The organism is Amycolatopsis sp. N2S4-7, from assembly GCF_058119595.1.
In genome coordinates this window covers 8,236,676-8,259,342 of sequence record NZ_CP172299.1, presented here as the reverse complement: position 1 = coordinate 8,259,342, position 22,667 = coordinate 8,236,676, and the positions used below count along the sequence as shown (strand labels likewise).

Annotated in this window: 20 protein-coding genes; 8 read left to right on the top strand and 12 right to left on the bottom strand. The window is 70.6% G+C overall.

Features of this window, described 5'->3' with window-relative positions:
- Positions 1-24 precede the first annotated feature (24 nt).
- Positions 25-1,482, bottom strand: a complete 1,458-nt coding sequence (locus ACH54P_RS39305; protein ID WP_489908348.1) for an MFS transporter — start codon at positions 1,480-1,482, stop codon at positions 25-27.
- A gap of 86 nt (positions 1,483-1,568) precedes the next feature.
- On the opposite strand from ACH54P_RS39305, the gene ACH54P_RS39300 reads away from it, so the two are divergent.
- Positions 1,569-1,943: a MarR family winged helix-turn-helix transcriptional regulator gene (locus tag ACH54P_RS39300; RefSeq protein WP_489908347.1), complete on the top strand. Its 375-nt coding sequence runs from the start codon at positions 1,569-1,571 to the stop codon at positions 1,941-1,943.
- A gap of 4 nt (positions 1,944-1,947) precedes the next feature.
- Here the strand turns inward: ACH54P_RS39300 and ACH54P_RS39295 are convergent, their stop codons facing one another.
- From ACH54P_RS39295 to glyA, 9 genes are all read right to left on the bottom strand, one after another.
- A complete protein-coding gene (locus ACH54P_RS39295) occupies positions 1,948-3,315 on the bottom strand; it encodes a S1C family serine protease (RefSeq protein ID WP_489908346.1) in 1,368 nt (455 codons plus the stop codon).
- A 140-nt stretch (positions 3,316-3,455) separates the two neighbouring features.
- On the bottom strand, positions 3,456-3,977 hold the full coding sequence (locus tag ACH54P_RS39290; RefSeq protein WP_489908345.1) for a cyclodeaminase/cyclohydrolase family protein: 522 nt from the start codon (positions 3,975-3,977) through the stop codon (positions 3,456-3,458).
- A 3-nt stretch (positions 3,978-3,980) separates the two neighbouring features.
- Positions 3,981-6,407, bottom strand: a complete 2,427-nt coding sequence (locus ACH54P_RS39285; RefSeq protein WP_489908344.1) for a GcvT family protein — start codon at positions 6,405-6,407, stop codon at positions 3,981-3,983.
- 13 nt (positions 6,408-6,420) lie between these two features.
- Positions 6,421-7,263 (bottom strand): formyltetrahydrofolate deformylase, encoded by an 843-nt coding sequence (gene purU, locus ACH54P_RS39280; protein WP_489908343.1) that lies wholly within the window; start codon positions 7,261-7,263, stop codon positions 6,421-6,423.
- The gene (locus ACH54P_RS39275; protein ID WP_489908342.1) at positions 7,260-7,736 is read right to left on the bottom strand and encodes a sarcosine oxidase subunit gamma; all 477 of its coding nucleotides are present in this window, start codon (positions 7,734-7,736) and stop codon (positions 7,260-7,262) included. Before ACH54P_RS39275 ends, purU begins: the two co-directional genes overlap by 4 nt.
- A complete protein-coding gene (locus ACH54P_RS39270) occupies positions 7,726-10,284 on the bottom strand; it encodes a 2Fe-2S iron-sulfur cluster-binding protein (RefSeq protein WP_489908341.1) in 2,559 nt (852 codons plus the stop codon). Before ACH54P_RS39270 ends, ACH54P_RS39275 begins: the two co-directional genes overlap by 11 nt.
- Positions 10,281-10,559, bottom strand: a complete 279-nt coding sequence (locus tag ACH54P_RS39265; protein ID WP_489908340.1) for a sarcosine oxidase subunit delta — start codon at positions 10,557-10,559, stop codon at positions 10,281-10,283. The genes ACH54P_RS39270 and ACH54P_RS39265 overlap by 4 nt, the downstream gene beginning before the upstream one ends.
- An 8-nt stretch (positions 10,560-10,567) precedes the next feature.
- Positions 10,568-11,779, bottom strand: a complete 1,212-nt coding sequence (locus ACH54P_RS39260; protein ID WP_489908339.1) for a sarcosine oxidase subunit beta family protein — start codon at positions 11,777-11,779, stop codon at positions 10,568-10,570.
- Positions 11,776-13,050 carry a serine hydroxymethyltransferase gene (glyA, locus tag ACH54P_RS39255; RefSeq protein ID WP_489908338.1) on the bottom strand — a complete coding sequence of 425 codons (1,275 nt, stop codon included), beginning with the start codon at positions 13,048-13,050 and terminating at the stop codon, positions 11,776-11,778. Before glyA ends, ACH54P_RS39260 begins: the two co-directional genes overlap by 4 nt.
- A gap of 57 nt (positions 13,051-13,107) precedes the next feature.
- On the opposite strand from glyA, the gene ACH54P_RS39250 reads away from it, so the two are divergent.
- On the top strand, positions 13,108-13,755 hold the full coding sequence (locus ACH54P_RS39250; RefSeq protein ID WP_489908337.1) for a GntR family transcriptional regulator: 648 nt from the start codon (positions 13,108-13,110) through the stop codon (positions 13,753-13,755).
- Here ACH54P_RS39250 and ACH54P_RS39245 read toward each other — a convergent pair.
- Positions 13,752-14,873 carry an aromatic ring-hydroxylating oxygenase subunit alpha gene (locus tag ACH54P_RS39245; protein ID WP_489908336.1) on the bottom strand — a complete coding sequence of 374 codons (1,122 nt, stop codon included), beginning with the start codon at positions 14,871-14,873 and terminating at the stop codon, positions 13,752-13,754. The two genes, ACH54P_RS39250 and ACH54P_RS39245, sit on opposite strands and share 4 nt — an antisense overlap.
- 126 nt (positions 14,874-14,999) lie before the next feature.
- On the bottom strand, positions 15,000-15,578 hold the full coding sequence (locus ACH54P_RS39240; protein WP_489908335.1) for a TetR/AcrR family transcriptional regulator: 579 nt from the start codon (positions 15,576-15,578) through the stop codon (positions 15,000-15,002).
- A 98-nt stretch (positions 15,579-15,676) separates the two neighbouring features.
- Between ACH54P_RS39240 and ACH54P_RS39235 the strand changes: the two genes are divergently transcribed.
- From ACH54P_RS39235 to ACH54P_RS39210, 6 genes are all read left to right on the top strand, one after another.
- Complete coding sequence (locus ACH54P_RS39235; RefSeq protein WP_489908334.1) at positions 15,677-17,137, top strand: aldehyde dehydrogenase family protein; 1,461 nt, start codon at positions 15,677-15,679, stop codon at positions 17,135-17,137.
- 118 nt (positions 17,138-17,255) lie between these two features.
- Entirely contained in the window at positions 17,256-18,824 is a 1,569-nt protein-coding gene (locus ACH54P_RS39230; RefSeq protein ID WP_489908333.1) for an amino acid permease, read from the top strand.
- A 9-nt stretch (positions 18,825-18,833) separates the two neighbouring features.
- Positions 18,834-20,501 carry a choline dehydrogenase gene (betA, locus tag ACH54P_RS39225; RefSeq protein ID WP_489908332.1) on the top strand — a complete coding sequence of 556 codons (1,668 nt, stop codon included), beginning with the start codon at positions 18,834-18,836 and terminating at the stop codon, positions 20,499-20,501.
- Positions 20,502-20,683: 182 nt separating this feature from the next.
- Entirely contained in the window at positions 20,684-21,001 is a 318-nt protein-coding gene (locus ACH54P_RS39220; protein ID WP_489908331.1) for a bifunctional 3-phenylpropionate/cinnamic acid dioxygenase ferredoxin subunit, read from the top strand.
- Positions 20,998-22,131, top strand: coding sequence for an NAD(P)/FAD-dependent oxidoreductase (locus tag ACH54P_RS39215; RefSeq protein WP_489908330.1), 1,134 nt, complete (start codon positions 20,998-21,000; stop codon positions 22,129-22,131). The genes ACH54P_RS39220 and ACH54P_RS39215 overlap by 4 nt, the downstream gene beginning before the upstream one ends.
- A gap of 38 nt (positions 22,132-22,169) precedes the next feature.
- Complete coding sequence (locus tag ACH54P_RS39210; RefSeq protein ID WP_489908329.1) at positions 22,170-22,658, top strand: putative immunity protein; 489 nt, start codon at positions 22,170-22,172, stop codon at positions 22,656-22,658.
- The last annotated feature ends 9 nt before the right edge of the window (positions 22,659-22,667 follow it).

The following is a 22,667-nucleotide window of genomic DNA, read 5'->3' as shown; positions in this document are numbered from 1 at the left end:
GGTTCGCTTGTCCCCAAGCTCAGGTCAGTCCGCGAGGGCGAGCAGGTCCTCCTCGACAACCGGCTCCTCAACCACCCGCTTCCGGGCCGTCAAGCCGCTGATCGCGATCAGCAGACCCAGCACCGCGATGCCCGTCACCACGCTCAACGCCGGGGTCAGCCCGGTCAGCAGCGCGGCCGGGGAGGCCTCGCGGCCGCCGTTGGCGGTCAGGACCGCCGTCACCACCGCCAGCCCGATTGCGCCGCCCACCTGCAGGGACGTGTTCAGCAAGCCGCCCGCCAGGCCCTGCTCGCTGTCGGAAATCCCGGCCGTAGCCTGGATGTTCAGGGACGAGAACGCCAGCGTGAAGCCGATGCCGAGCAGGATCATGCTGGGCAGCACGAAGGCCGCGTAGCCCGAGTGTTCGTCCACGCGCAGGAACAGCGCGTAACCCAGCACGTGCGCGACCACGCCCGCGAAGATCGTGCGCGGCGTGCCCACCCGGTCGATCAGCGGCTCGATGCGCGGCGAACCGAACGCCACGATCAGCGCCGCCGGGAGGAAGCCGAGTGCGGTCTGCAGGGCGGACCAGCCGAGGACGCGCTGCAGGTAGAGCATCACGACGAACTGGAACCCGATGTACGCGCCGAAGAACAGCGCCCCGCCGAGGTTGGCCCGGGCGAGGGGGCCGGAGCGGAGGATGCCCAGCCGCAGCAGCGGGTGGCTGCTGCGCTTCTCGATCACCACGAACGTCACCAGCAGGGCGAGGGCGACGGCGAACGTGATCAACGTGCGCGGTGCGGCCCAGCCGATCTCCGGCGCTTCGACCACGCCGAACACCAGCAGCAGCGAGCCGGCGGCGCCGGTGATGGCGCCCGGGAAGTCGTACCCGCGGCCCTCTTCCCGCTGGTACGACGGGATCAGCTTCCACGCCGCGATCAGCGCGACCAGGGCGATCGGCGCGGGCAGCAGGAACGTCCAGCGCCAGCCGACCTCGGTCAGCAGGCCGGAGAACACCAGCCCGGCGGAGTACCCGCTGGCGCCGAACACGGCGAAGATGCTGATCGCCTTGTTGCGGGCCGGGCCCTCCTGGAACGTCGTGGTGATGATGGACAGCGCGGCCGGCGCGGTGAAGGCGGCCGCCAGCCCCTTGATGAAACGGCTCGCGATGAGCAGCGCGCCGTCGTCGACGAGCCCGCCGAGCAGCGAGGCCAGCGCGAACACGGCGACGGCGACGAGGAACACGCGGCGGCGGCCGAGCAGGTCGGCGGTCCGGCCGCCGAGCAGCAGCAGCCCGCCGTAGCCCAGGACGTACCCGCTGACGACCCATTGCAGCGCGTTGGTGGACAGGCCGAGGTCGGCCTGGATGGCGGGGAGCGCGACCCCGACCATGGACACGTCGAGCGCGTCGAGACCGATGACGATCGAAACAGTGAGCAGGACACCCCAGAGACGTGCGTCCCACCGGGTCGAGGTGGTGGATGACAACGCGGAAGAGCTCATGACGGCGACAGTACATGCACACGCATCTATTGTCTAAGCATTTAATGTGTTTGCATCAGATGTCTGCGCATGGTAAGTTGGCCGTCGTGAGCGACGTCGCTGAGCAAGGCCTGGTGCAGGAGTGGCACGAGCTGCTGGCGCGCTATTCGGCCGTGTTCAGCACGCTCGAGTGCCGCCTCCAGGAGCGCCACGGCATCGGCGCGAACGAGTTCGAGGCCCTCGAGCGGCTCGCGACCTGCGACTTCAAGTGCCGGTCGGCCGACCTCACCGAGGCCGTCCACCTCAGCCAGAGTGCCACGTCCCGGCTGGTCGCCCGCCTGGAGAAGGAGGGCCTGGTCGAACGCGCCCTCTGCGAAATGGACCGGCGCGGCATCTTCGTCACCCTCACCGACGCCGGCCGCGAGCGCTACCAGGCGGCGAAGCAGACGCACCGCGAAGTGCTCAACGAAACCCTTCGCTGACGCCTCAGCCAACCGGCCCCTCGGCCGCCTTCACCTGAACCTGCCGCTGGCCGCCGGAGGCGTTCGAGACCGTCAACGTCAGCTGGTCGCCCGGGTGGTGGGTGTCCATCACGTTGGTCAGCGTCGTCGCCGAGTCGACCGCCTTGCCGTCGATGGCCGTGATCACGTCGCCGGCCGCCAGGCCCGCCTGCTGCGCCGGTCCGCGCGGGACCACCTGGCGGATCTGGGCGCCCTGGCCCTGCGCGTCCGCCACCGAAACGCCGATGAACGCCGTCTTGCCGATGTGGACCTTGTCCGACGCCGTACCGGCGACGATCTGGTGCGCGATGTCGACGGCCTGGTTGATCGGGATGGCGAAGCCCTGGCCGGCACCGCCGCTGCGGCGGCCGTTCAGCTGGTAACCGGTGGACGCGGCCGTGTCGACGCCGATCACCTGCGCGTCCGCGTTCACCAGCGGGCCGCCGGAGTCGCCGGACTCGATGTTCGCCCGGACCTGGATCAGGCCGGTGAGCTGCTCGGACGACCCGCTGGACTCGTCCGAGGCGGTGATCGACTGGTCCAGCGCCGTCACCGTGCCCGGCGCGGGGACCGGGTCGCCGCCGCGGCCGCCGGCGTTGCCGAGCCCGAGGATCTGGTCGCCGACCTTGACCTTCGACGAGTCGCCGATGGTCGCGGTGGGCAGCCCGGAAGCGCCCTGCAGCTGCAGGACCGCGATGTCCTCACTCCGGTCGTAGCCGACGACCTCCGCCTTGTACGTGTCGCCGGTGCCGATGCTGGCGACCTTGATGCTGGTCGCCCCGGCGACGACGTGGTTGTTCGTGAGGATCTCGCCGTCCGGGGTCAGCACGATGCCGGTGCCCGCCGCGGCCGCGCCCTGCAGGCCGAGCTCGGTGGTGATGTTGACGATGGCGGGGTTGACCTTCGCGGAGACGGCCTCGACGTCGAGCACCGTGTTCGACGCGCTGGGCTGCCCGTTGAAGCCGAAGTTCTGGTTGCCGCTCGCGGTGGGGCCGTTCGCCCCGGAGATCAGGTGCCCGATGCCGAGCCCGGCGACGACGGCCAGCGCGACGGCGACCACCGCGACGGTCAGCGCCCGGAAGGGGTGCCGTTTGCGCGGCGGCGGCTGGTAAGCGGGCTGCGGGTAGCCGTAGACCGGCTGGGTGTAGGGCTGGTACGGACGGCCCCACTGGTCACGCGGCTGGTGGGCCTGCTGGTCGTAGTAGGGCTGGTCGTAGGGCTGCTGCGGGTAGTAGTAGCTCTGGCCCGGGTGCCCCTGCTGGTACTCGCCCTGGCCGGGGTGCTGGTACTCGCCCTGGCCGTAGCCGTACGGGTACTCGCCGCCGCCCCGCGGTCCTCGGTCGTACTCGCTCATGCACAGCTCCAGCCCTCGACAAGCCTCCGGCCGTTCCAGCAAACGCCGCGTTCCTGAGAATTTCCTGGCGCGCTTCCATGGACTTGCTGTGGATGTACCCGTTCGGCGCACGGGCGCGACCCGACGTGAGCGAAGACACCTCAGTGAGTGACGGCCCCCTCGCGGATCGACGCCGTCAGCCGAGCCGCCCGGGCACAGAGCGCGTCCACCGTCTCGCGGACCCCGGTGTCCGCGGCCGAGTGCACCTCGAGGCTCACCCCGGCCGTCGCCGCCGCCGCCCGGGCGGCCTCGGCCGCCGCCGCCAGATCGGTGGCGACCAGGGAGCCCGGTGGCACCCGGTCCGCCAGGTCGAGCACCGCCGCCGCGGCCGTGATCACCTCCGCCGCCGGTTCGCACGCGCGCCGGCGCGCTTCGGCCACGGCGGCCTCCCGCGCCTCCCCCGGCGGCAACCGGCGGGCGCGGGCCAAGGTCACCGCCGCGTGGGCCTCCTTCTCCGCCAAGCGCAGTGCGTGCATGCTCAACGCTCCGGCTTCACGGGCATCGGACACCCGGCCGATCAGGGCCGCGGCCTGGGCCACGTGCAGGGCCGCCGTCGCGCCGCCGCCCGGGGAGGCGTCGGACGCGAGGGTCTTGAGGAAGTCGCTCATGATCTGGTCACGCATGACTCACCGCCGGATCCGTTCCATGCCGGGGTCGACCAGCGGCTCGGCGGCCACGGTGGCCGCGACCCGGCGGCCGAAGTACTCGATCTCCACGCTGCTGCCGATGTCCGCCGAGGCCGGGAGCCACGCGTAGGCGATCGGACGGCCGATCGTGTAGCCGTAGGCGGCACTCGTGACGTAACCCGAGGCCACGCCGTCGACGAACACGGGTTCCTTGCCCAGCACGACCGTCCGGCCGTCGTCGATCGTCAGGCACCGCAGCCGCCGCGACGCGGTCCGGCCCTCGAGCGCGTCCCGGCCCAGGAAGCCGCCCTTCGCCGGACGCACCGCGAACCCGACACCGGCCTCGTCCGGGTCGTGCTCGGTGGTCATGTCGGTGCCCCACAGCCGGTAGCCCTTCTCCAGCCGCAGGCTGTTGAAGGCCGCCCGCCCGGCCGCGACGACCCCCAGCTCGCGTCCCGCCGCCCACAGCGCGTCCCACAGCCGCAGGCCGTTGTCCGCGCTGGTGTAGATCTCCCAGCCGAGTTCGCCCACATAGGACAACCGCATCGCGACGACGGGCACCCCGGCGATCCGCGCCTTCCGAGCCCGGAAGTACTTGAGACCCTGGTGCGAGAAGTCTTCGCGCGACAGCGGCTGCACGAGGTCCCGCGCCAGCGGACCCCACACGCCGAGGCAGCACGTCCCGCCGGTGATGTCCCGGACCCGCACGCCGGGAGGCGCGTGCTTGACGAAGTGGTCGACGTCGATGTTCCCGTTGATCCCGACCTGGAACACCTCGGGTTCGAGCCGCGCCACCGTGACGTCGCTGCGGACGCCGCCCGCGTTGTCCAGCATCAGTGTGTACGTCACCGAACCGAACGACTTGTCGAGCTGGTTGGTGGTCAGCGACTGCAGGAACTCCAGCGAGCCGGGCCCGCTGATCTCCACGCGCTTCAGCGGTGTCATGTCGTACAGCGCGACACCGTTTCGCGTGTGCCACGCCTCGGCCGCCGCGATCGGCGAGTGGAACTGCGCCGACCACGAGTCCCGCGCGGGCGGCAGCCAGTCGTGCGGGAGCTTCTTCACCAGCGGCGCGTTGGCCTCGAACCAGTGCGGCCGCTCCCAGCCGCCCGCCTCCAGGAACACCGCGCCCAGTTCACGCTGCCGCGCGTGGAACGGCGTCACCCGCAGATCGCGCGGGGAGAGCTTGGGCTGCAACGGGTGCAGGATGTCGTAGACCTCGACGAAGCTCTGCTGCGCGGTCTCGTCCACATAGGAACGCGCGAGCTGGACCTCTTCGAAGCGGTGGACGTCGACCTCGTGCACGTCCACTTCGGAGTGTCCGTCGACGAGCAGCTCGGCGACGGCCTTCGCGATCCCCGCGGAGTGCGTCACCCACACCGCTTCGGCGAGCCAGAAGCCGCGGACGTCGGCCGACTCGCCGACCAGCGACTGGCCGTCCGGGGTGAACGAGAAGATCCCGTTGAAGCCCTCCTCGACCTTGGTCTGCCGCAGCGCGGGCAGCAGCAGCTTGCTCTGCTCCCACGACGGCGCGAAGTCCTCCTCGGTGAACGGCAGCATCGACGGCATGGCCGTGTCGCTCACCCGAGGGTCCAAGGTGGACTCCTCGACCGGCATCGGCCGGTGCGCGTAGGAGCCGATGCCGATCCGGTCGACGTGCTCGCGGAAGTACAGGTCCTGGTCCTGGTGGCGCAGGATCGGCAGGCTCGCCTCGACCTCGTCGGTGTTGCGGCCGAGGAGTTCCGCGACCTGCCCCGTCTTCACGTACTGGTGCGCCAGCGGCAGCAGCGGGACGTCCATGCCCGCCATCGCGCCGATCTCACGGCCCCAGAACCCGGCGCACGACACGACGACGTCGGCCGGGAAGTCGCCCTGGTCGGTCCGGACGCCGGTGACGCGGCCGCCGTCCTGCAGGACGTCGGTCACCTTCGTGGACCCGATGAACTTCGCGCCCCGCGAACCCGCCCGGGCGGCCAGCACCTCGACGGCCTTGGCGGCCCGCGCGAGGCCGTCGGTCGGCGTGTGCAGCGCGCCGAAGATCCGCGAACCGTCCAGGAGCGGCCACCGCCGGACGCACTCGTCGGCGTCGATGAGCGAGCCGGGGACGCCCCACGACGTCGCCCAGCCGTGCTTGCGCTTGAGGTCCTCCCAGCGCGCCGGCGTGGTCGCCACCTCCATGCCGCCGACCTGGAGGAAGCAGTCCAGCTCCAGGAGCTTCTCGACGGTGTACCGGGCGAAGTCCGTCATCGCCTTCGACGGGTTGGTCTGGAAGACCAGGCCCGGCGCGTGCGACGTCGACCCGCCGGTGCGCGGCAGCGGGCCCTGGTCGAGCACGGTGACGTCGGCCCAGCCGCGGGCGGTCAGCTCGTCGGCCAGGTTCGCGCCGACGATGCCGGCGCCGATGATCACGACTCGCGGTGCGGTCATGGCGGAACTCCTTCTACCGGAAGACGACGGTGCTGTTGCCGTTGAGCAGGACGCGGCGTTCGCAGTGCCAGCGCACCGCTCGGGAGAGGGCGAGGGCTTCGGCGTCGCGGCCGACGGTCACCAGTTCGCGCGGCGAGTACGTGTGGTCGACGCGCTGGACCTCCTGCTCGATGATCGGGCCCTCGTCGAGGTCGGGCGTGACGTAGTGCGCGGTCGCGCCGACGTACTTCACGCCGCGGTCGTAGGCCTGGTGGTAGGGCTTGGCACCCTTGAAGCCGGGCAGGAACGAGTGGTGGATGTTGATCGCGCGGCCTTCGAGCTTCTGGCACAGCTCGTTGGACAGCACCTGCATGTACCGGGCGAGGACGATCAGATCCGCGGAGTACTCCCCGACCAGGTCGAGCAGCCGCTGCTCGGCCTCCGGCTTGGTGTCCGGGGTGACCGGGACGTGCACGAACGGCACCCCCGCGGCTTCGGCCATCGGCCGCAGGTTGTCGTGGTTGGAGACGACGACGGCGATCTCCGCGCCGAGCCCGCCCGCGCGCCAGCGGAAGAGCAGGTCGTTGAGGCAGTGCCCGAACTTCGACACCATCACGAGGATCCGGGGTGGCGTGCCGTCGGAGAAGCCGAACTCCATCCCGAAGTCCCCTGCCACCGGGGCGAACGCGCGGGTCAGATCGTCCACTGTGGTCGCTTCGGTGCAGGTGAACGACGTGCGCAGGAACAGCGAGCCGCGGACGTCGTCGTCGAACTGCTGGTGCTCGACGATGTCGCAGCCCTGCCCGACCAGGAACGTCGTGACGGCGTGGACGATGCCCGAGCGTTCCGGGCACTTGAGCGTCAGGGTGAAGGTCACGAGACGTACTCCCAGCTCGCGTCGGCCAGCCAGGCCTGGAAGTAGCCGGCGAACGACTGCCGAACGAGGATCGTGAAGCCCTCTTCCCGGACCATGAGCACGATCCCGGTCCGCGCGAGCAGCGTCTGCACGCAGGTGCCGGGCGGCGACACCGACGGATCGAGGTCGATCGAACAACCGTGCGCCAGGACGTCCCGCGCGTGCTCGCCGGTGAGCCGGACGACGTTGCGCTGCGCCGAGACGTCGACGACGGCCGCCGCGCCCTCTTCCCGAAGCCTGGCTTCCAGCTCGCCCTGGCGGCCGGGCTCGGCGAGCACGAGGTACTCGTCCGGGCCCATCCAGAGGACGTCGACGCCGTTGCCGCTGGTGAAGGTGCACGGCCCGGGCAGGTCGACGCCGAGCAGGGCGTGACCCGCCCGGAGGCGGACGGTGAGCTGGGTGCGGAACGGTTCTTCGACCGCGTCAACCGTCACGGCGGGCTCCTTCCTTGTCGAAGAGCACGGATTCGGTCACCGTCACCGGCACCACCTGGTCGCCGACCGGCACGTACAGCGTTTCGCCGACCCGTTCCCGGCCCGAGCGCACCAGAGCGAGCGCGAAGGTGCGGCCGAGGGCGGCGCTGTCGTAGCTGGAGGTGACGTGCCCGAGCATCCGCACCGGCGGTTCCGGCACGACCTCGGACTCGATGATCTGCGACCCCTCGGGCAGCAGCACCGACGGATCGACCGGCAGCAGACCGACCAGTTGCTTGCGGTCCGGCCGGGTGTTCTCGGCGCGGGCGAAGGAGCGTTTACCGAGGAAGTCGGCCTTCTTCTTCGACACCGCCCAGGACATGCCGAGGTCCTGCGGGGTCACCGTGCCGTCGGTGTCCTGGCCGATGATCGGGTAGCCCTTCTCGGCGCGCAGGACGTGCATGGTTTCGGTGCCGTACGGCGTCGCCCCTTGGTCCACTACGGACCGCCACAGCGCGGGCCCGTGCCAGGACGGGACGTTGATCTCGTAGGCCAGCTCGCCGGAGAAGCTGATCCGGCAGACCCGCGCCGGGATGCCGGCGACCTCGGCGTCCTGCCAGGTCATGAACCCGAAGGCCTCGTTCGAGACGTCGAGTCCCGGTGCCAGGCGGCCCAGCACGTCCCGGGAGCGCGGGCCGACCAGGGGAATCGTGGCCCAGTGCTCGGTGACCGACGTCGCGAAGACCTCGAGGTGCGGCCACTCCGTCTGGAGCCACTCCTCCATCCACTCGAGGATCTTCGCCGCGTTGCCGGTTGTCGTGGTGACCAGGAACCGGTCCTCGGCGACGCGGATGACCGTGCCGTCGTCGAGCACCATCCCGTCGACGCCGCACATCACGCCGTAGCGGATCCGGCCGACCTTGAGGGTGCTCATCAGGTTCGTGTAGAGCATGTCGAGGAACCAGCCGGCGTCCGGGCCCTGGACGTCGATCTTGCCGAGCGTGGAGCCGTCCATGACCGCGACGCCGTTGCGCGCGGCGCGGCATTCGCGCCGGACGGCGTCTCGCATCGTCTCGCCCGGTTGCGGGTAGTACCACGGCCGCTTCCACTGGCCGACGTTCTCGAACACGGCACCGTGCTCGACGTGCCAGGGGTGGATCGTGGTGACGCGCACGGGATCGTGCAGGTCGCCGCGGTGCCGGCCGGCCAGCGCCGCGAAGGAGACCGGGGTGTAGGGCGGCCGGAACGTCGTCGGCCGCTGGGTCGACAGGTCGACACCGAGGGCCTCGGCGGTGATGCCCGCGGCGAGCATGCCGGACGTCTTGCCCTGGTCGTGCGCGGTGCCGATGGTGGTGTAGCGCTTGATGTGCTCCAGCGAGCGCAGCCCGGCGCCCGTCGCGCGCAGGACGTCGGACACGGTGGCGTCGCGCTGCTGGTCCACGAAGCGGGTGTCCGCTTCGGACTCCGGTGCGGGCACCTGCCAGAGCACCTTCGTCTCCGGCAGCCCCTCGCCCGCTGCGGCTCCGACGACGCTCACCGTGGGCAGGTCGCCGTCCGGGACGTACGCGCCCAGCTCCGGCGCGTACCGGAGCTGGCCGCGAGCCTGGCTGAACAGGTGCACGGCCGGGCTCCAGCCGCCGGACACGAGCAGCAGGTCGCACTCGACGCGCTCCCCCTCGAACGATCCCAGCGGAGCGACGTGGGCGGCGGTGACGTGGGAGTCGCCGTCGGTGCCGATGATGCCGTAGCCGGCGCGAGCGTCGACGATCCGCACGATCTCGGCCCCGGCGTCGGCCAGTTCGGAGGCGGCGTCGTACGCGCTGTCGTTGGTGGTGAAGACGACCACTTTCCGCCCGGCCAGGACGCCGTAGCGGTTCAGGTACGTGCGGGCGGCGGAAGCGAGCATGATGCCGGGACGGTCGTTGTCCGGGAACACGATCGGCCGCTCGTGGGCACCGGTCGCGATGACGATCCGCTTCGCGCGGATCCGCCAGACACGCTGACGCGAGATGCGCTCGGGGGCCGCGGGCTCGCCTCGGCGTTCGAGCGCCAGCACGAACCCGTCGTCGTAGATGCCGAACGCCGTGGTGCGTGAAAGGAACCGGACACCGTCGGGAGCTTCGCCGCCGGGCTGGTCGTCGATGAGCAAGACCCGGCCGGAAGCGGCGCGAGCGGCGGCGAGACCCGCCGGTCCGGCACCGATGACCAGGACGTCACAGTGGGCGTGCTTGGCGTCGTACCGCGCCGGGTCGGGCTCGGCGGCCAGGCGCCCCTGACCGGACAGGCCGCGTGCTTCGAGACCGTCGTACAGCTCGACGGTGGTCGCGGACAGCATCGGCTCGGGGAACGGTTTCTCGATCTGCACGAGGGCGTTCGAGTCCTCGACACCCGCCGCGACGATGCCGCGCGGCCGTCCGTACTTGATGCTGGTGGCGACCTGGTGGATGCCGTTGGCCAGCAACGCGGAAGCCAGGGTGTCGCCGAGGAAACCGGTCAGCTCGCGGCCGTCGAAGGTGAACTTGAGCGGAGAGCCGCTGAGGCCGCCGCTCCAATTACGCAGCCGGGTCATGAGATCACCGGCCTGGGTTCGTCCAGGCGGTAGACCGCCAGGAGGTCGTGGGTGCGGGTGTCGCGGACGGCGTTGAACCACCGGCGGCAACCCGCGGAATGGCTCCAGCGCTCGGGATGAGGCCCGCTCGGGTTCTCGCGGAAGAAGACGAACTTGGCCCACTCCTCGTCCGACATCGCCGAGGGATCCGAGGGGTAGGCGACATGGGCCTGGCCGCCGTAGTGGAACTCGGCTTCCTCGCGTGGCCCGCACCAGGGGCAAGGGATCAGCTGCATCAAGACTCCTAGTGGGCGACGGCGGCGGCGCCGTGCTCGTCGACGAGGGCACCGGTGGTGAACCGGTCCAGGGTGAACGGCTCCGCGTACTCGTGCGGCTTGCCGCGGGCGATGGTGGCCGCGAAGACGTCGCCGACCCCGGGGGTGGCCTTGAAGCCGCCGGTGCCCCAGCCGCAGTTGAGGAACAGGTTTTCGACCGGGGTGAGCCCGACGATCGGGGACGCGTCCGGGCTGACGTCGACGATGCCCGCCCACGTCCGCAGCAGGTGCGCCCGCGCGAACACCGGGAACAGCTCCAGCGCGGCGGACATCTGCTCTTCGATGATGTGGAACGAGCCGCGCTGGCCGTAGCCGTTGTAGCTGTCGATGCCGGCGCCCATCACGAGTTCGCCCTTGTGCGCCTGGGAAACGTAGACGTGCACGGCGTTCGACATGACGACCGTCGGGTGGATCGGCTCCAGCAGCTCGGACACCAGCGCCTGCAACGGGTGCGAGACGAGCGGGAGGTCCAGGCCCACCATCTTCGCGAGCACCGACGAGTGCCCGGCCGCGCAGAGCGCGACCTTGCCCGCCGCGATCCGGCCCCTCGACGTCTCGACGGCCGTGACCCGCCCGTTCACCGTGGAGATGCCGGTGACCTCGCAGTTCTGGATGAGGTCGACGCCCATCCCGTGGGCCGCCCGCGCGAAGCCCCAGGCCACGTAGTCGTGCTTCGCGATACCCGCGCGCGGCTGGTAGGTCGCGCCGAGCACCGGGTACCGGACGTCCGGGGCGGTGTTGACGATCGGGCAGAGCTCCTTGACGCCGTCGGCGTCCACCCATTCGGCGTCGATGCCGTTGAGCTTGTTGGCCTCGACGCGGCGGACGCTGTCCCGGACGTCCTGCAGGCTGTGCGCCAGGTTCAGCACCCCGCGCTGGCTGAACAGGATCGGGTAGCCGAGGTCCTCTTCCAGGCCTTCCCACAGCTTGAGGGAGTGCTCGTAGATGCCGGAGCTTTCGTCCCAGAGGTAGTTGGAGCGGATGATCGTGGTGTTGCGGGCCATGTTGCCGCCCGCGAGCCAGCCCTTTTCCAGCACGGCGACGTTCGTGATGCCCTGTTTGGCCAGGTAGTACGCGGTGGCGAGGCCGTGCCCGCCGCCGCCCACGATGACGACGTCGTAGGTTTTGCGAGGCTCGGGGTTGTCCCACAGGAAGTCCGGGTGCTCCGGCAGGTCGGTCATCGGGTCTCCCCCGGGTAGAGCGGGAACGCTTCGGCGAGCACCGTGACGCGGGCCCGCAGCTTCTCGGCGTCGTAGCCGGGCCGCAGCGCCTCGGCGATGACGTCGGCGGCTTCGCGGAACTCGGCGTCACCGAACCCGCGGGTGGCCAGGGCCGGCGTGCCGATCCGCAGGCCGGAGGTGACCATCGGCGGCCGCGGGTCGAACGGGACGGCGTTGCGGTTGACGGTGATGCCGACCTCGTGGAGCCGGTCCTCGGCCTGCTTGCCGTCCAGCTCGGAGTTCCGCAGGTCGGCGAGCACGAGGTGGACATCGGTGCCGCCGGTCAGCACGGCGATCCCGTCCTCGGCCACCAGCCGCTCGGCCAGGAGCTTCGCCCCGCGGAGCGTGCGCTGCTGGCGTTCGGCGAACTCCGGCTCGCCCGCCATCTTGAACGCGACCGCCTTGGCCGCGATGACGTGCTCGAGGGGACCGCCCTGCTGGCCCGGGAACACCGCCGAGTTGACCTTCTTGGCCAACGCGGGGTCGTTGGTGAGCACCACGCCGCCGCGTGGACCGCCGAGGGTCTTGTGCGTGGTGGTCGTGGTGACGTGCGCGTGCGGCACCGGCGACGGGTGCAGGCCGGCGGCGACCAGCCCGGCGAAGTGGGCCATGTCGACCATGAGGTACGCACCGACCTCGTCGGCGATCTCCCGGAACCGCGCGAAGTCGAGCTGCCGCGGGTAGGCCGACCAGCCGGCGATGACGAGCTTCGGCCGGTGCTCACGCGCCAGGAGGGCGACCTCGGCCATGTCGACGCGGTAGTCCTTTTCGGACACTTCGTACGCGGCGACGTCGTAGAGCAGGCCGGAGAAGTTGATCCGCATGCCGTGCGTCAGGTGGCCGCCGTGGGCCAGCGAGAGGCCGAGGATCTTGTCGCCGGGCTTGATGAGCGCGGCCATCGCGGCGGCGTTCGCCTGGGCGCCCGAGTGTGGCTGGACGTTGGCGAACCCCGCGCCGAACAGTGACTTGACGCGGTCGATCGCGAGTTGTTCGAGGACGTCGACGTGCTCGCAGCCGCCGTAGTAGCGGCGGCCGGGGTACCCCTCGGCGTACTTGTTGGTCAGCACCGAGCCCTGGGCCTGCAGCACGGAGAGCGGCGCGAAGTTCTCGGAAGCGATCATCTCCAGCGTCGACCGCTGCCGGTGCAGCTCGGCGCCGATCGCCTCGGCCACCGCCGGGTCGTAGTCGGCCAGGGAGCGGTTGAGCACGTGTTGGTCGATCGTCGCGGTCATCACAAACTCCGTCTGGTCGACTTCTGATATATCAATCGTCGATGTAGGCTAAGCGCCATGCACCCGCAGGTCAATCCCCCCTCCCTGGCGGAACAGGCGTACCGCTTCGTCCGTGATCGCCTGGTCATGCTCGACATCCCGCCCGGCTCCCCCCTCAACGAGGAGGAGCTCGGCAGCGAACTCGGCATGGGCCGGACGCCGATCCGCGAGGCGCTGAAGCGGCTGGAGTCCGAACGCCTGGTCGTCGCCTACCCGCGGCGCGGGACGTTCGCCACCGACGTCAACATCTCCGACCTCGCGCACATCTCCGAGGTGCGGCGCACGCTGGAGCCGATGGCGACGGCCGCCGCGGCCGAGCGGGCGACCGCGGCCGACCGGGCCACGCTCACCGAGCTGCGCGCGCAGCTCGACGCCGGCGTCCCGAGCGGGGACAACGCCGAGCTGCTCCGCACCGACCTCGCCCTGCACCGGGCGATCTACCGGTGCGTGCACAACCCGTTCCTCGAGGACACGCTGGTCCGGTACGACAACCTCGCGACCCGGATCTGGTGCGTGTTCGTGCCCCGGCTGTCCGGGATGGCCGGCCACGTCGACGAGCACGTCCCGCTCCTCACCGCGATCATCGAAGGCGACGCCGAGAAGGCCGCCGCTCTCACGCTGGAGCACGTCACCGGCTTCGAGGCCGCCATCCGCGCGTTGATCTAGACGCTCAGCCGGGCGCGGACCCAGTCGTGGAACGCGCCGATGTGGTGCTCACTGGGGACGAGCACGCCGCCGTTCGCGTACGACCGCGAATCCATCGCGAGCTGGCAGCGTTCGCAAGCCTCGAAGTCCTGCAGGTTGACGCGGTGGAACAGCTCGACCGACCGCGTCAGGTCCCGGCCCGATTCGACAACCTCGGGCAGGTAGAGCCAGTCGCAGCGCACCAGCGTCCGGTCCGGGGCCAGCGGGAACATCCGGTGCAGGATGACGTGGTCCGGGACGAGGTTGACGAAGACGCCCGGTTTGATGGTGATCGCGTAGTACTTGCGGTCCTGGGCCTCGGTGACGCCGGGGAGGCGGTCGACACCTTCGCTGCCGTCGACGGTGAAGCCCTTGATGTCACCGCCGAACTCGGCGCCGTGGCCGACGTAGTACTGCGCGGCGTAGCCGTCGGCGAACTCCGGCAGCACCTCCGTGAGCTCCGGGTGGATCGTCGCGCAGTGGTAGCACTCCATGAAGTTCTCGATGATCTGCTTCCAGTTCGCCTTCACGTCGTACTCGATGCGCTTGCCCAGCGCCAGGCCGTCGATGCCGTAGGCGTTGATCTCTTCGGCGCCGCCGAGGCGTTCGGTGACGGCGCCGACGACGGTCTCCTCGAACGACGGCGGCTCGTCGGCCAGGCAGACCCAGGCGTAGCCGAGCCACTCGCGCAGGTGGACCTTCGTGAGGCCGAACTCGGTGCGGTCGACGTCCGGCATGCCGGTGAGGTTCGGCGCGGCGATGAGCTTGCCGTCCAGGCCGTACGTCCACGCGTGGTACGGGCACTGGAAGGCACGCTTGACCGTGCCGCTTTCCGCCGTGCAGAGCCGGGCGCCGCGGTGGCGGCAGACGTTGAGGAACGCCGCGAGCTTCCCGTCCCGGCCCCGGGCGACCAGGACGCTCTCCTTGCCGATCTGCACGGTCTCGAACGCGCCGGGGTTCGGCAGGTCGGCGCTGCGCACGGCGCAGAACCAGTCCGCCTCGAAGATCTTCGCCTGCTCCAGCGCGAAGATCGCCGGATCGGTGTAGAAGCTGCCGGGCAGCGTGGCGAGCAGGCTCGGCGGGAGATCGATAGCGGTCACCGGCGTGGGTCCTCTCCGCGGTCAGGACGAGAGTTGCGCAGAACGCGTCTTGTTGCTCACTCCGGAACAGAGTGACTGCCGCCACGCACGGCTGTCAAGCCGGGTTTTTCCGTGCCCGCAAAGAGTTCAGGCCGCCGGGCCGTCGATCGCCCGGCGGAACAGTGTTTCGATCTCCTCGCGGGCCGGGCGCGGGTCGGCCAGGGCCGCCTGCATCAGGAGGCCGCAGAACAACCCGGCCAGGAGGCGGCCGGTCAGCGGGTCGGTGCGGGCGCCGAAGAACGCGATCAGGGCGTCGTCCCAGGCCGCGCTCGCCTTGCGGAGCGCGGGCCGGTGCAACGCCGCGACGTACAGGTCGTACTCGACCACGGTGTCGCGGTACTGCTCGTTGATGTAGCCCATGACCAGGTCGGCGAGGGCCGCGGCGAAGTCGGTGTCCGGCGGGAGCGCGGACTCCCACTCCTTCAGCGCGTGGACGTTCTTCTCGGCGGCCTCGTGCAGGGCGACTTCCAGCAGGTCGTCCAGGGTCGCGAAGTGGTACGTCGTCGAGCCCAGCGGCACGCCGGCGGCCGCCGCGACGGCCCGGTGGGTGACCCCGTCGATCCCCCGCTGGGCGACGACTTCGATCGCCGCCTTGGCGATCCGCGCGCGTCGCTCGGGGTCGTTCGGGCCACGGCGGCGGGTCGCGCCGGATTCGTTCTTCGACATCGGTGTCGAGCCCCCTTGTTGGACATCTGTACACACTTCGCGTACAAATGTACGCACTCAAGGCACCGAGCAGCCACTACCGATCCGGGAAGGGCCGCATGAAGGACCTCCACATCGACGGCATCTGGACGGACGCCGGAACCCGCTCCGACGTGCTGAACCCCGCCACCGGCCAGGTCATCGAGACCGTCGCCGAAGCGGGCCGCGAGGAGGTCGACGCCGCCGTCAGAGCCGCGCGGCGGGCCTTCGACGAGGGCCCGTGGCGCCGGACCACCGCCGGTGAACGCAGTGCTCTGCTCCGGAAGACGGCCGACCTGCTGGTCCGCGACCGCGAAGAACTCGCCCGCACCGAGAGCCTCGACACCGGCAAGACGCTGGGCGAAGGCCGCATCGACATCGACGACGTGACGAACGTCTTCCGCTACTACGCCGACCTCGCGGACAAGGACGCCGGACGGCTGGTCGACGCCGGCAGCGCCACCGTGGTCAGCCGGATCGTGCACGAACCGGTCGGCGTCTGCGCGCTGATCGCGCCGTGGAACTACCCGCTGCTCCAGATGTCCTGGAAGGTCGCGCCCGCGCTGGCCGCGGGCAACACCGTCGTGCTCAAGCCCAGCGAAGTCACCCCGCTGACCACGATCAAGCTGGTCGCCCTCCTCGAGGAGGCCGGCACCCCGCCCGGCGTCGTCAACCTCCTGCTCGGCCCGGGCCACGTCGGCGCGGCGATGGTCGAGCACGCGGGCGTCGACCTGGTCTCCTTCACCGGCGGCTACGCGACCGGCGAGAAGATCATGACCGCCGCCGCCAAGGGCGTCCGGCGCGTCGCACTGGAACTGGGCGGCAAGAACCCGAACGTGGTCTTCGCCGACGCAGACTACGACACGGCCCTCGACTACGCCCTGATGGCCGCGTTCGTCCACTCCGGACAGGTCTGCTCGGCGGGCGCGCGGCTGATCGTCCAGGACGACATCCATGACCGGTTCGTCGCGGACCTCGCCGCCCGCGCCGACCGGATCCGCGTCGGCGACGGCCTGGACCCGGAAACCGAGACGGGCCCGCTCGTCTCGGCGCAGCACCGCGCCAAGGTCGAGGCCTACATCGAAAGCGCTCTCAGCCAGGGGGCGACGCTGCGGGCGGGCGGCAAGCGCCCGGAAGGGCCCGGGTACGAGAACGGTTTCTTCCTCCGGCCGACGGTGTTTTCCGACTGCACCAGGGACATGGCGATCGTCCGGGAAGAGGTCTTCGGCCCGGTCGTCACCGTGGAACGCTTCAGCGAAGAGGCCGACGCGATCGCGCTGGCCAACGACACCGAGTACGGGCTCGCCGGAGCCGTGTGGACGTCGGACGCGTCCCGCGCCCAGCGCGTCGCCGGGGCCCTGCGCCACGGCACCGTGTGGATCAACGACTACCACCCCTACCTGCCGCAGGCGGAGTGGGGCGGGTTCGGCAGATCGGGCATCGGCCGCGAGCTGGGGCCGTCCGGACTGGCGGAGTACCAGGAGAGCAAGCACGTCTACCAGAACATCGATCCGGTTCCGCAGCACTGGTTCAAGGGCTGAAGCTCGTTCCGGTCAGCCCGCCGCGCGCACGCCGCCGGTCACCGCGGACGCCGTGCGGCGGGCCACGGCCGGCCGAGCTTCACCGAGCTCACCCCCACCACCACGTGAGGACGTTGCCATGACCACCCAGGAAGTACCGGCGGGCGGGGGGCCTGCTGCCGACGACTCGTCCGACCTCGAAAAGTTCGGCTACCGCCAGGAGCTCGAGCGCTCGCTCGGGTCGTTCTCCAGCTTCGCCGCCGGGTTCAGCTACATCTCCATCCTGACCGGCGTGTTCCAGCTGTTCTTCTTCGGCTTCGGCTCGGGCGGGCCGGCGTTCATCTGGACGTGGCCGCTCGTCTTCGTCGGCCAGGCCGCGGTCGCGTTGTGCTTCGCCGAACTCGCCGGGCAGTTCCCGCTCGCCGGGTCGGTCTACCAGTGGGCCAAGCAGATCGCGAAACCCGCGACGTCGTGGCTGGCCGGCTGGATCATGATCATCGGCGCGATCGTGACGGCGGCAGCCGTCGCGGTCGCCTACCAGATCATCCTGCCGCAGGTCTCGACCGCGTTCCAGCTCGTCGGCAGCGACGCCGACGCCGGCCTGACGTCCACCCCGGGCGGCGCGCAGAACGCCATCATCCTGGCCGTGGTGCTGGTCGTGTTCGCCACGATCGTCAACATCATCGGCGTCAAGCTGATGGCGAAGATCAACAACTTCGGGGTCGCGGTGGAGCTCGGCGCGAGCGTCCTGCTCGTGATCGCGCTGGCCATCCACATCAAGCGCGGTCCCGGTCTGGTCTTCGACACGGCCGGCACCGGGGAAGGTCACTCGTTCGGGTACCTCGGGGCGTTCCTGGTGGCGTCCCTGATGAGCGCGTACGTCTTCTACGGCTTCGACACCGCGGGTTCGCTGGCCGAGGAGACCACCCAGCCGCGGCGGCACGCGCCGCGCGCGATCCTCCGGGCGATCACCGCGGCGTTCATCGTCGGCGGGCTGATCATGCTGTTCGGCATGATGGCGGTCGGCAACCTCGGCGCCGAAGAGCTGAGCACGTCCGGGATGCCGTACCTGCTGAAGAGCACGCTCGGCACCGGATTGGGTGACGCTTTCCTGATCTGCTCGGCGATCGCGATCACCGTCTGCTGCCTCGCCGTGCAGACCGCCGCCATCCGGATGACGTGGGCGATGGCCCGCGACGGCCGCCTGCCGTTCAGCCGCGCCATGGCGAAGGTCTCGCCGCGCTCGAAGACGCCGGTGCTGCCCGCCCTGCTGACCGGCGGCCTCACCGTCGTCGTGCTGCTGGTCAACCTCGGCAACCAGCGGGCGTTCTTCATCCTGACCTCGACGGCGATCATCCTGTTCTACATCCCCTACCTGATGGTCACCGGCCCGATGCTGGTGCGCCGCCTGCGCGGGCACTGGCCGCGGCCGGAGCACGGGCCGTACTTCAAGCTCGGCCGCTGGGGCACGCTGGTGAACCTGGTCGCGGTGCTCTACGGCGGCGCCATGACGGTCAACCTGATCTGGCCGCGCGCCGAGGTCTACGGCTCCGACCACTGGTACTTCCAGTGGGGCGCGGTGATCGTCACCGGGCTGATCGTGATCATCGGCGCGATAATGCTGTACGTCCGGCGCCGCACCTGGGGCTCGGCCCACACGAGCCCCGAGCACATGCCCGACAGCGCTCCGGATTCCCTGCCCGGCTGAGGAGGACCCATGAGTTCCGATACCTACGACTTCGTCATCGTCGGCGGTGGCTCGGCGGGCTGCGCGCTGGCGAACCGGCTCTCCGCCGACCCCTCGAACAAGGTCCTCGTCCTCGAGGCCGGCCGGTCCGACTACAAGTGGGACGTCTTCATCCACATGCCGGCCGCGCTGACCTTCCCGATCGGGTCGAAGTTCTACGACTGGGGCTACCGCAGCGAGCCGGAGCCGCACATGAACCGGCGTCGCATCTACCACGCGCGCGGCAAGGTGCTCGGCGGGTCGTCCAGCATCAACGGGATGATCTTCCAGCGCGGCAACCCGATGGACTACGAGCGCTGGGCGAGCGACCCCGGTATGTCCACTTGGGACTACGCGCACTGCCTGCCGTACTTCCAGCGCATGGAGAACTGCCTCGCCGACGCCCCGGACGGGCAGTGGCGCGGCCACGACGGTCCTCTCGAACTGGAACGCGGCCCGGCCTCGAACCCGTTGTTCCAGGCCTTCTTCGACGCCGCCGAGCAGGCCGGTTACCCGCGCACCGACGACGTCAACGGCTACCGGCAGGAGGGCTTCGCGGCCTTCGACCGCAACGTCCGGAAAGGACGGCGGCTCTCCGCCGCGGGCGCGTACCTGCACCCGGTGCTGGGCCGGCCCAACCTCACGGTCAAGACGCACGCGTTCGTGTCGCAGATCCTCTTCGACGGCACCCGGGCGGTCGGCGTCGAGTACGCGCAGGGCCGGGGCGTGCCGGGTGAGGTGTACGGCAAGGAGATCATCCTCTGCGGCGGCGCGATCAACTCGCCGCAGCTGCTGCAGCTCTCCGGCGTCGGCAACGCGGCCGAGCTGGAGAAGCTCGGCATCGACGTCGTGAAGGACCTGCCGGGCGTCGGCGAGAACCTCCAGGACCACCTGGAGGTGTACATCCAGTACGCCTGCAAGCAGCCGGTCTCGATGCAGCCGTCGCTGGCGAAGTGGAAGCGGCCCTACATCGGCGCGCAGTGGCTGTTCCTGCGTTCCGGGCCGGCCGCGACCAACCACTTCGAGGGCGGCGGGTTCGTCCGGTCCAACGACGAGGTGAAGTACCCGAACCTGATGTTCCACTTCCTGCCGGTGGCGATCCGCTACGACGGGTCGGCGCCCACGGAAGGGCACGGCTACCAGGTGCACGTCGGCCCGATGTACGCCGACACCCGCGGTTCGGTGAAGATCACCTCCACCGACCCGCGGCAGCACCCGGCGCTCAGGTTCAACTACCTGTCGACCGAGAACGACCGGCGTGAATGGGTCGAAGCGGTGCGGGTGGCGCGGAAGATCCTCAACCAGGCCGCGCTCGAGCCGTACAACGGCGGGGAGATCTCGCCGGGACCCCGGGTGGACACGGACCAGGAGATCCTCGACTGGGTCGCCCGGGACGCCGAAACCGCGCTGCACCCGTCGTGCACGACGAAGATGGGCGTGGACGAGAAGTCCGTCGTCGACCCGCAGACCATGCGGGTGCACGGCACCGAGGGCCTGCGCGTCGTCGACGCCTCGGTCATGCCCTACATCCCCAACGGCAACATCTACGCGCCGGTGATGATGACCGCCGAGAAGGCGGCCGACCTCATCCTCGGCAACACCCCGCTCGCCCCGCTCAAGCTGCCGTTCTACCGGCACGGGGAAGCCGCCGCTCACTGAGCCCGACGTCGTCGCGCCCGTACCGCCATCCCCGGTACGGGCCTTCGGCGTGCCCGCGTTCTCCGTTACCGGGTAACGGAAACTACCCGCGCGTACCCCCTTGACTCCGGTTGGCACCGGATTCAGACTTGTTGCGTATCGAGGTGAATGTTCCCCAATGCGCAACAGAACCCGGAGGCGTCATGATTCGCGCGTGCACGGTGGACGAGCTGCCCCCCGGTGAGTCCGTCCGCATCCCCGGGCCGCCCGCCATCGCGGTGTTCAACGCCGACGGGGAGCTGTACGCCATCGGCGACACGTGCACCCACCAGGACGCCTCCCTGGCCGACGGCTGGCTCGAAGGCTGCTTCGTCGAGTGCCCGCTGCACGCGGCGCTGTTCGACCTGCGCACGGGCATGCCGACGTGCCTGCCGGCGAAGGACCCGGTGCGCACCTACTCCGTCGTGGTCGACGACGGGGTCGTCTACGTCCAGGGCGTCGCCGCCGAGGACGCCGCGTGAAACGCGTCGCGGTCGTCGGCGCTTCGCTCGCCGGGGTCCGCGCCGCGCAGGAGCTGCGCGCGCAGGGCTACGACGGCGGGATCGTGCTGATCGGGTCGGAAGCCCACCTGCCCTACGACCGGCCGCCGCTGTCCAAGGCGTTCCTGGCCGGGACGGCGTCGCGCGAGTCGCTGGAGCTGCTCGACGCCGGTGACCTGGCCTCGCTGGCGCTGGACTTCCGGCTCGGCGTGCGGGCCACGGCCCTGGAACCGGCGAACCGCCGGGTGCTCCTGTCGGACGGCGGGTCGGTGCACGCCGACGGCGTCGTCATCGCCACCGGCGGCCGGGCCCGCACCTTGCCGGGGTTCGAAGGCGCCCACACCCTGCGGACGATCGACGACGCGCTCGCCCTGCGCTCGGCTTTGGTCCCCGGAGCCCGCGTGGTGATCATCGGGGCGGGGTTCATCGGGGCCGAGGTGGCCTCGACCTGCCGTTCCCTGGGGCTCGACGTGGTCGTCCTGGAGGCGTTGCCGTTGCCGCTGACACCGGTGCTGGGGCCTGAGCTGGCCGCCGTGTGCGCCCGGCTGCACGCCGACCACGGCACCGACCTGCGCTGCGGGGTCCGGGTCGAGGGCCTCGCGGAGTCCGGCGTCCGCCTGGCCGACGGCTCGCTCGTCCCGGCCGACGTGGTCGTGGTCGGCGTCGGGATGACCCCGGCGACCGAGTGGCTGGCCGGCTCGGGTTTGAAGGTCGGCGACGGTGTCCACACCGACGCGGGCCTGGTCACGGAGCTGCCCCAGGTGGTCGCGGTGGGCGACGTGGCCCGGTACGCGGGACAGCGGCACGAACACTGGACGAACGCGTCGGAGCAGGCGCCGGTCGCGGTGGCGAACCTGCTGGCGGGCCGGACCTCGCGCACGTACACGCCCAGCGGCTACGTCTGGTCGGACCAGTATTCGGGGACCATGCAGCTGGCCGGCCACCCGCGTCCCGGCGACTCGCTTTCGTTCGTGGACGGCGACCCTTCGTCGTCTTCGTTCGTGGCGACGTTCTCGCGGGACGGCGAAACGGTGGGGGTGTTCGCGCTGAACAACGCGAAGCTGTTCAACCGCCTGCGGCGGCAGGCGCTGCGGCGGCCCGCGACCGTCTGAAAGTCTCAACCGGCCGTTCAAAGATACGCTTCAGGGGTATGGAGCTGAGTCTTGACGAGCTGCGGGCGCTGACGGGCTGGGCCGCGGACTGCGCGTCACGGGTGCTGCCGCTGATCCCCGACGACCCACGCCCGGCCGCGGCGATCTCGGCGGCGCGGGAGTTCGCTTCGGGAGGCCCGCGCACCCGGGCCCTGCGCACGGCGGCGTGGGACGCCCTGGCGGCGGCGGGCGAAGCAGCCGACCCGGCCGCTTCGGCGGCGGCGCGCGCGGCAGTGGGCGCGGCCGGCGCGGCGTACCTCCACCCGCTGGCGTCACCGCACCAGGTCAAGCACATCGTCGGCCCGGCCCAGCAGGCCGCGCTGGCGCGCGAACTGGCGGGCGGTTCCGCGGAGGCGGAGATCGAGTGGGCACTCTCGCAGGCCCCACCGGAGGTCCGCGAGACCCTGCGGAAGTTCCCCCCGGGCAAACCAGGCAAAACCCGCCTCGGCGCGTTGCACCGGAAGCTGGAGTCAGCCCTCCGCGGCTGACCCGACGGG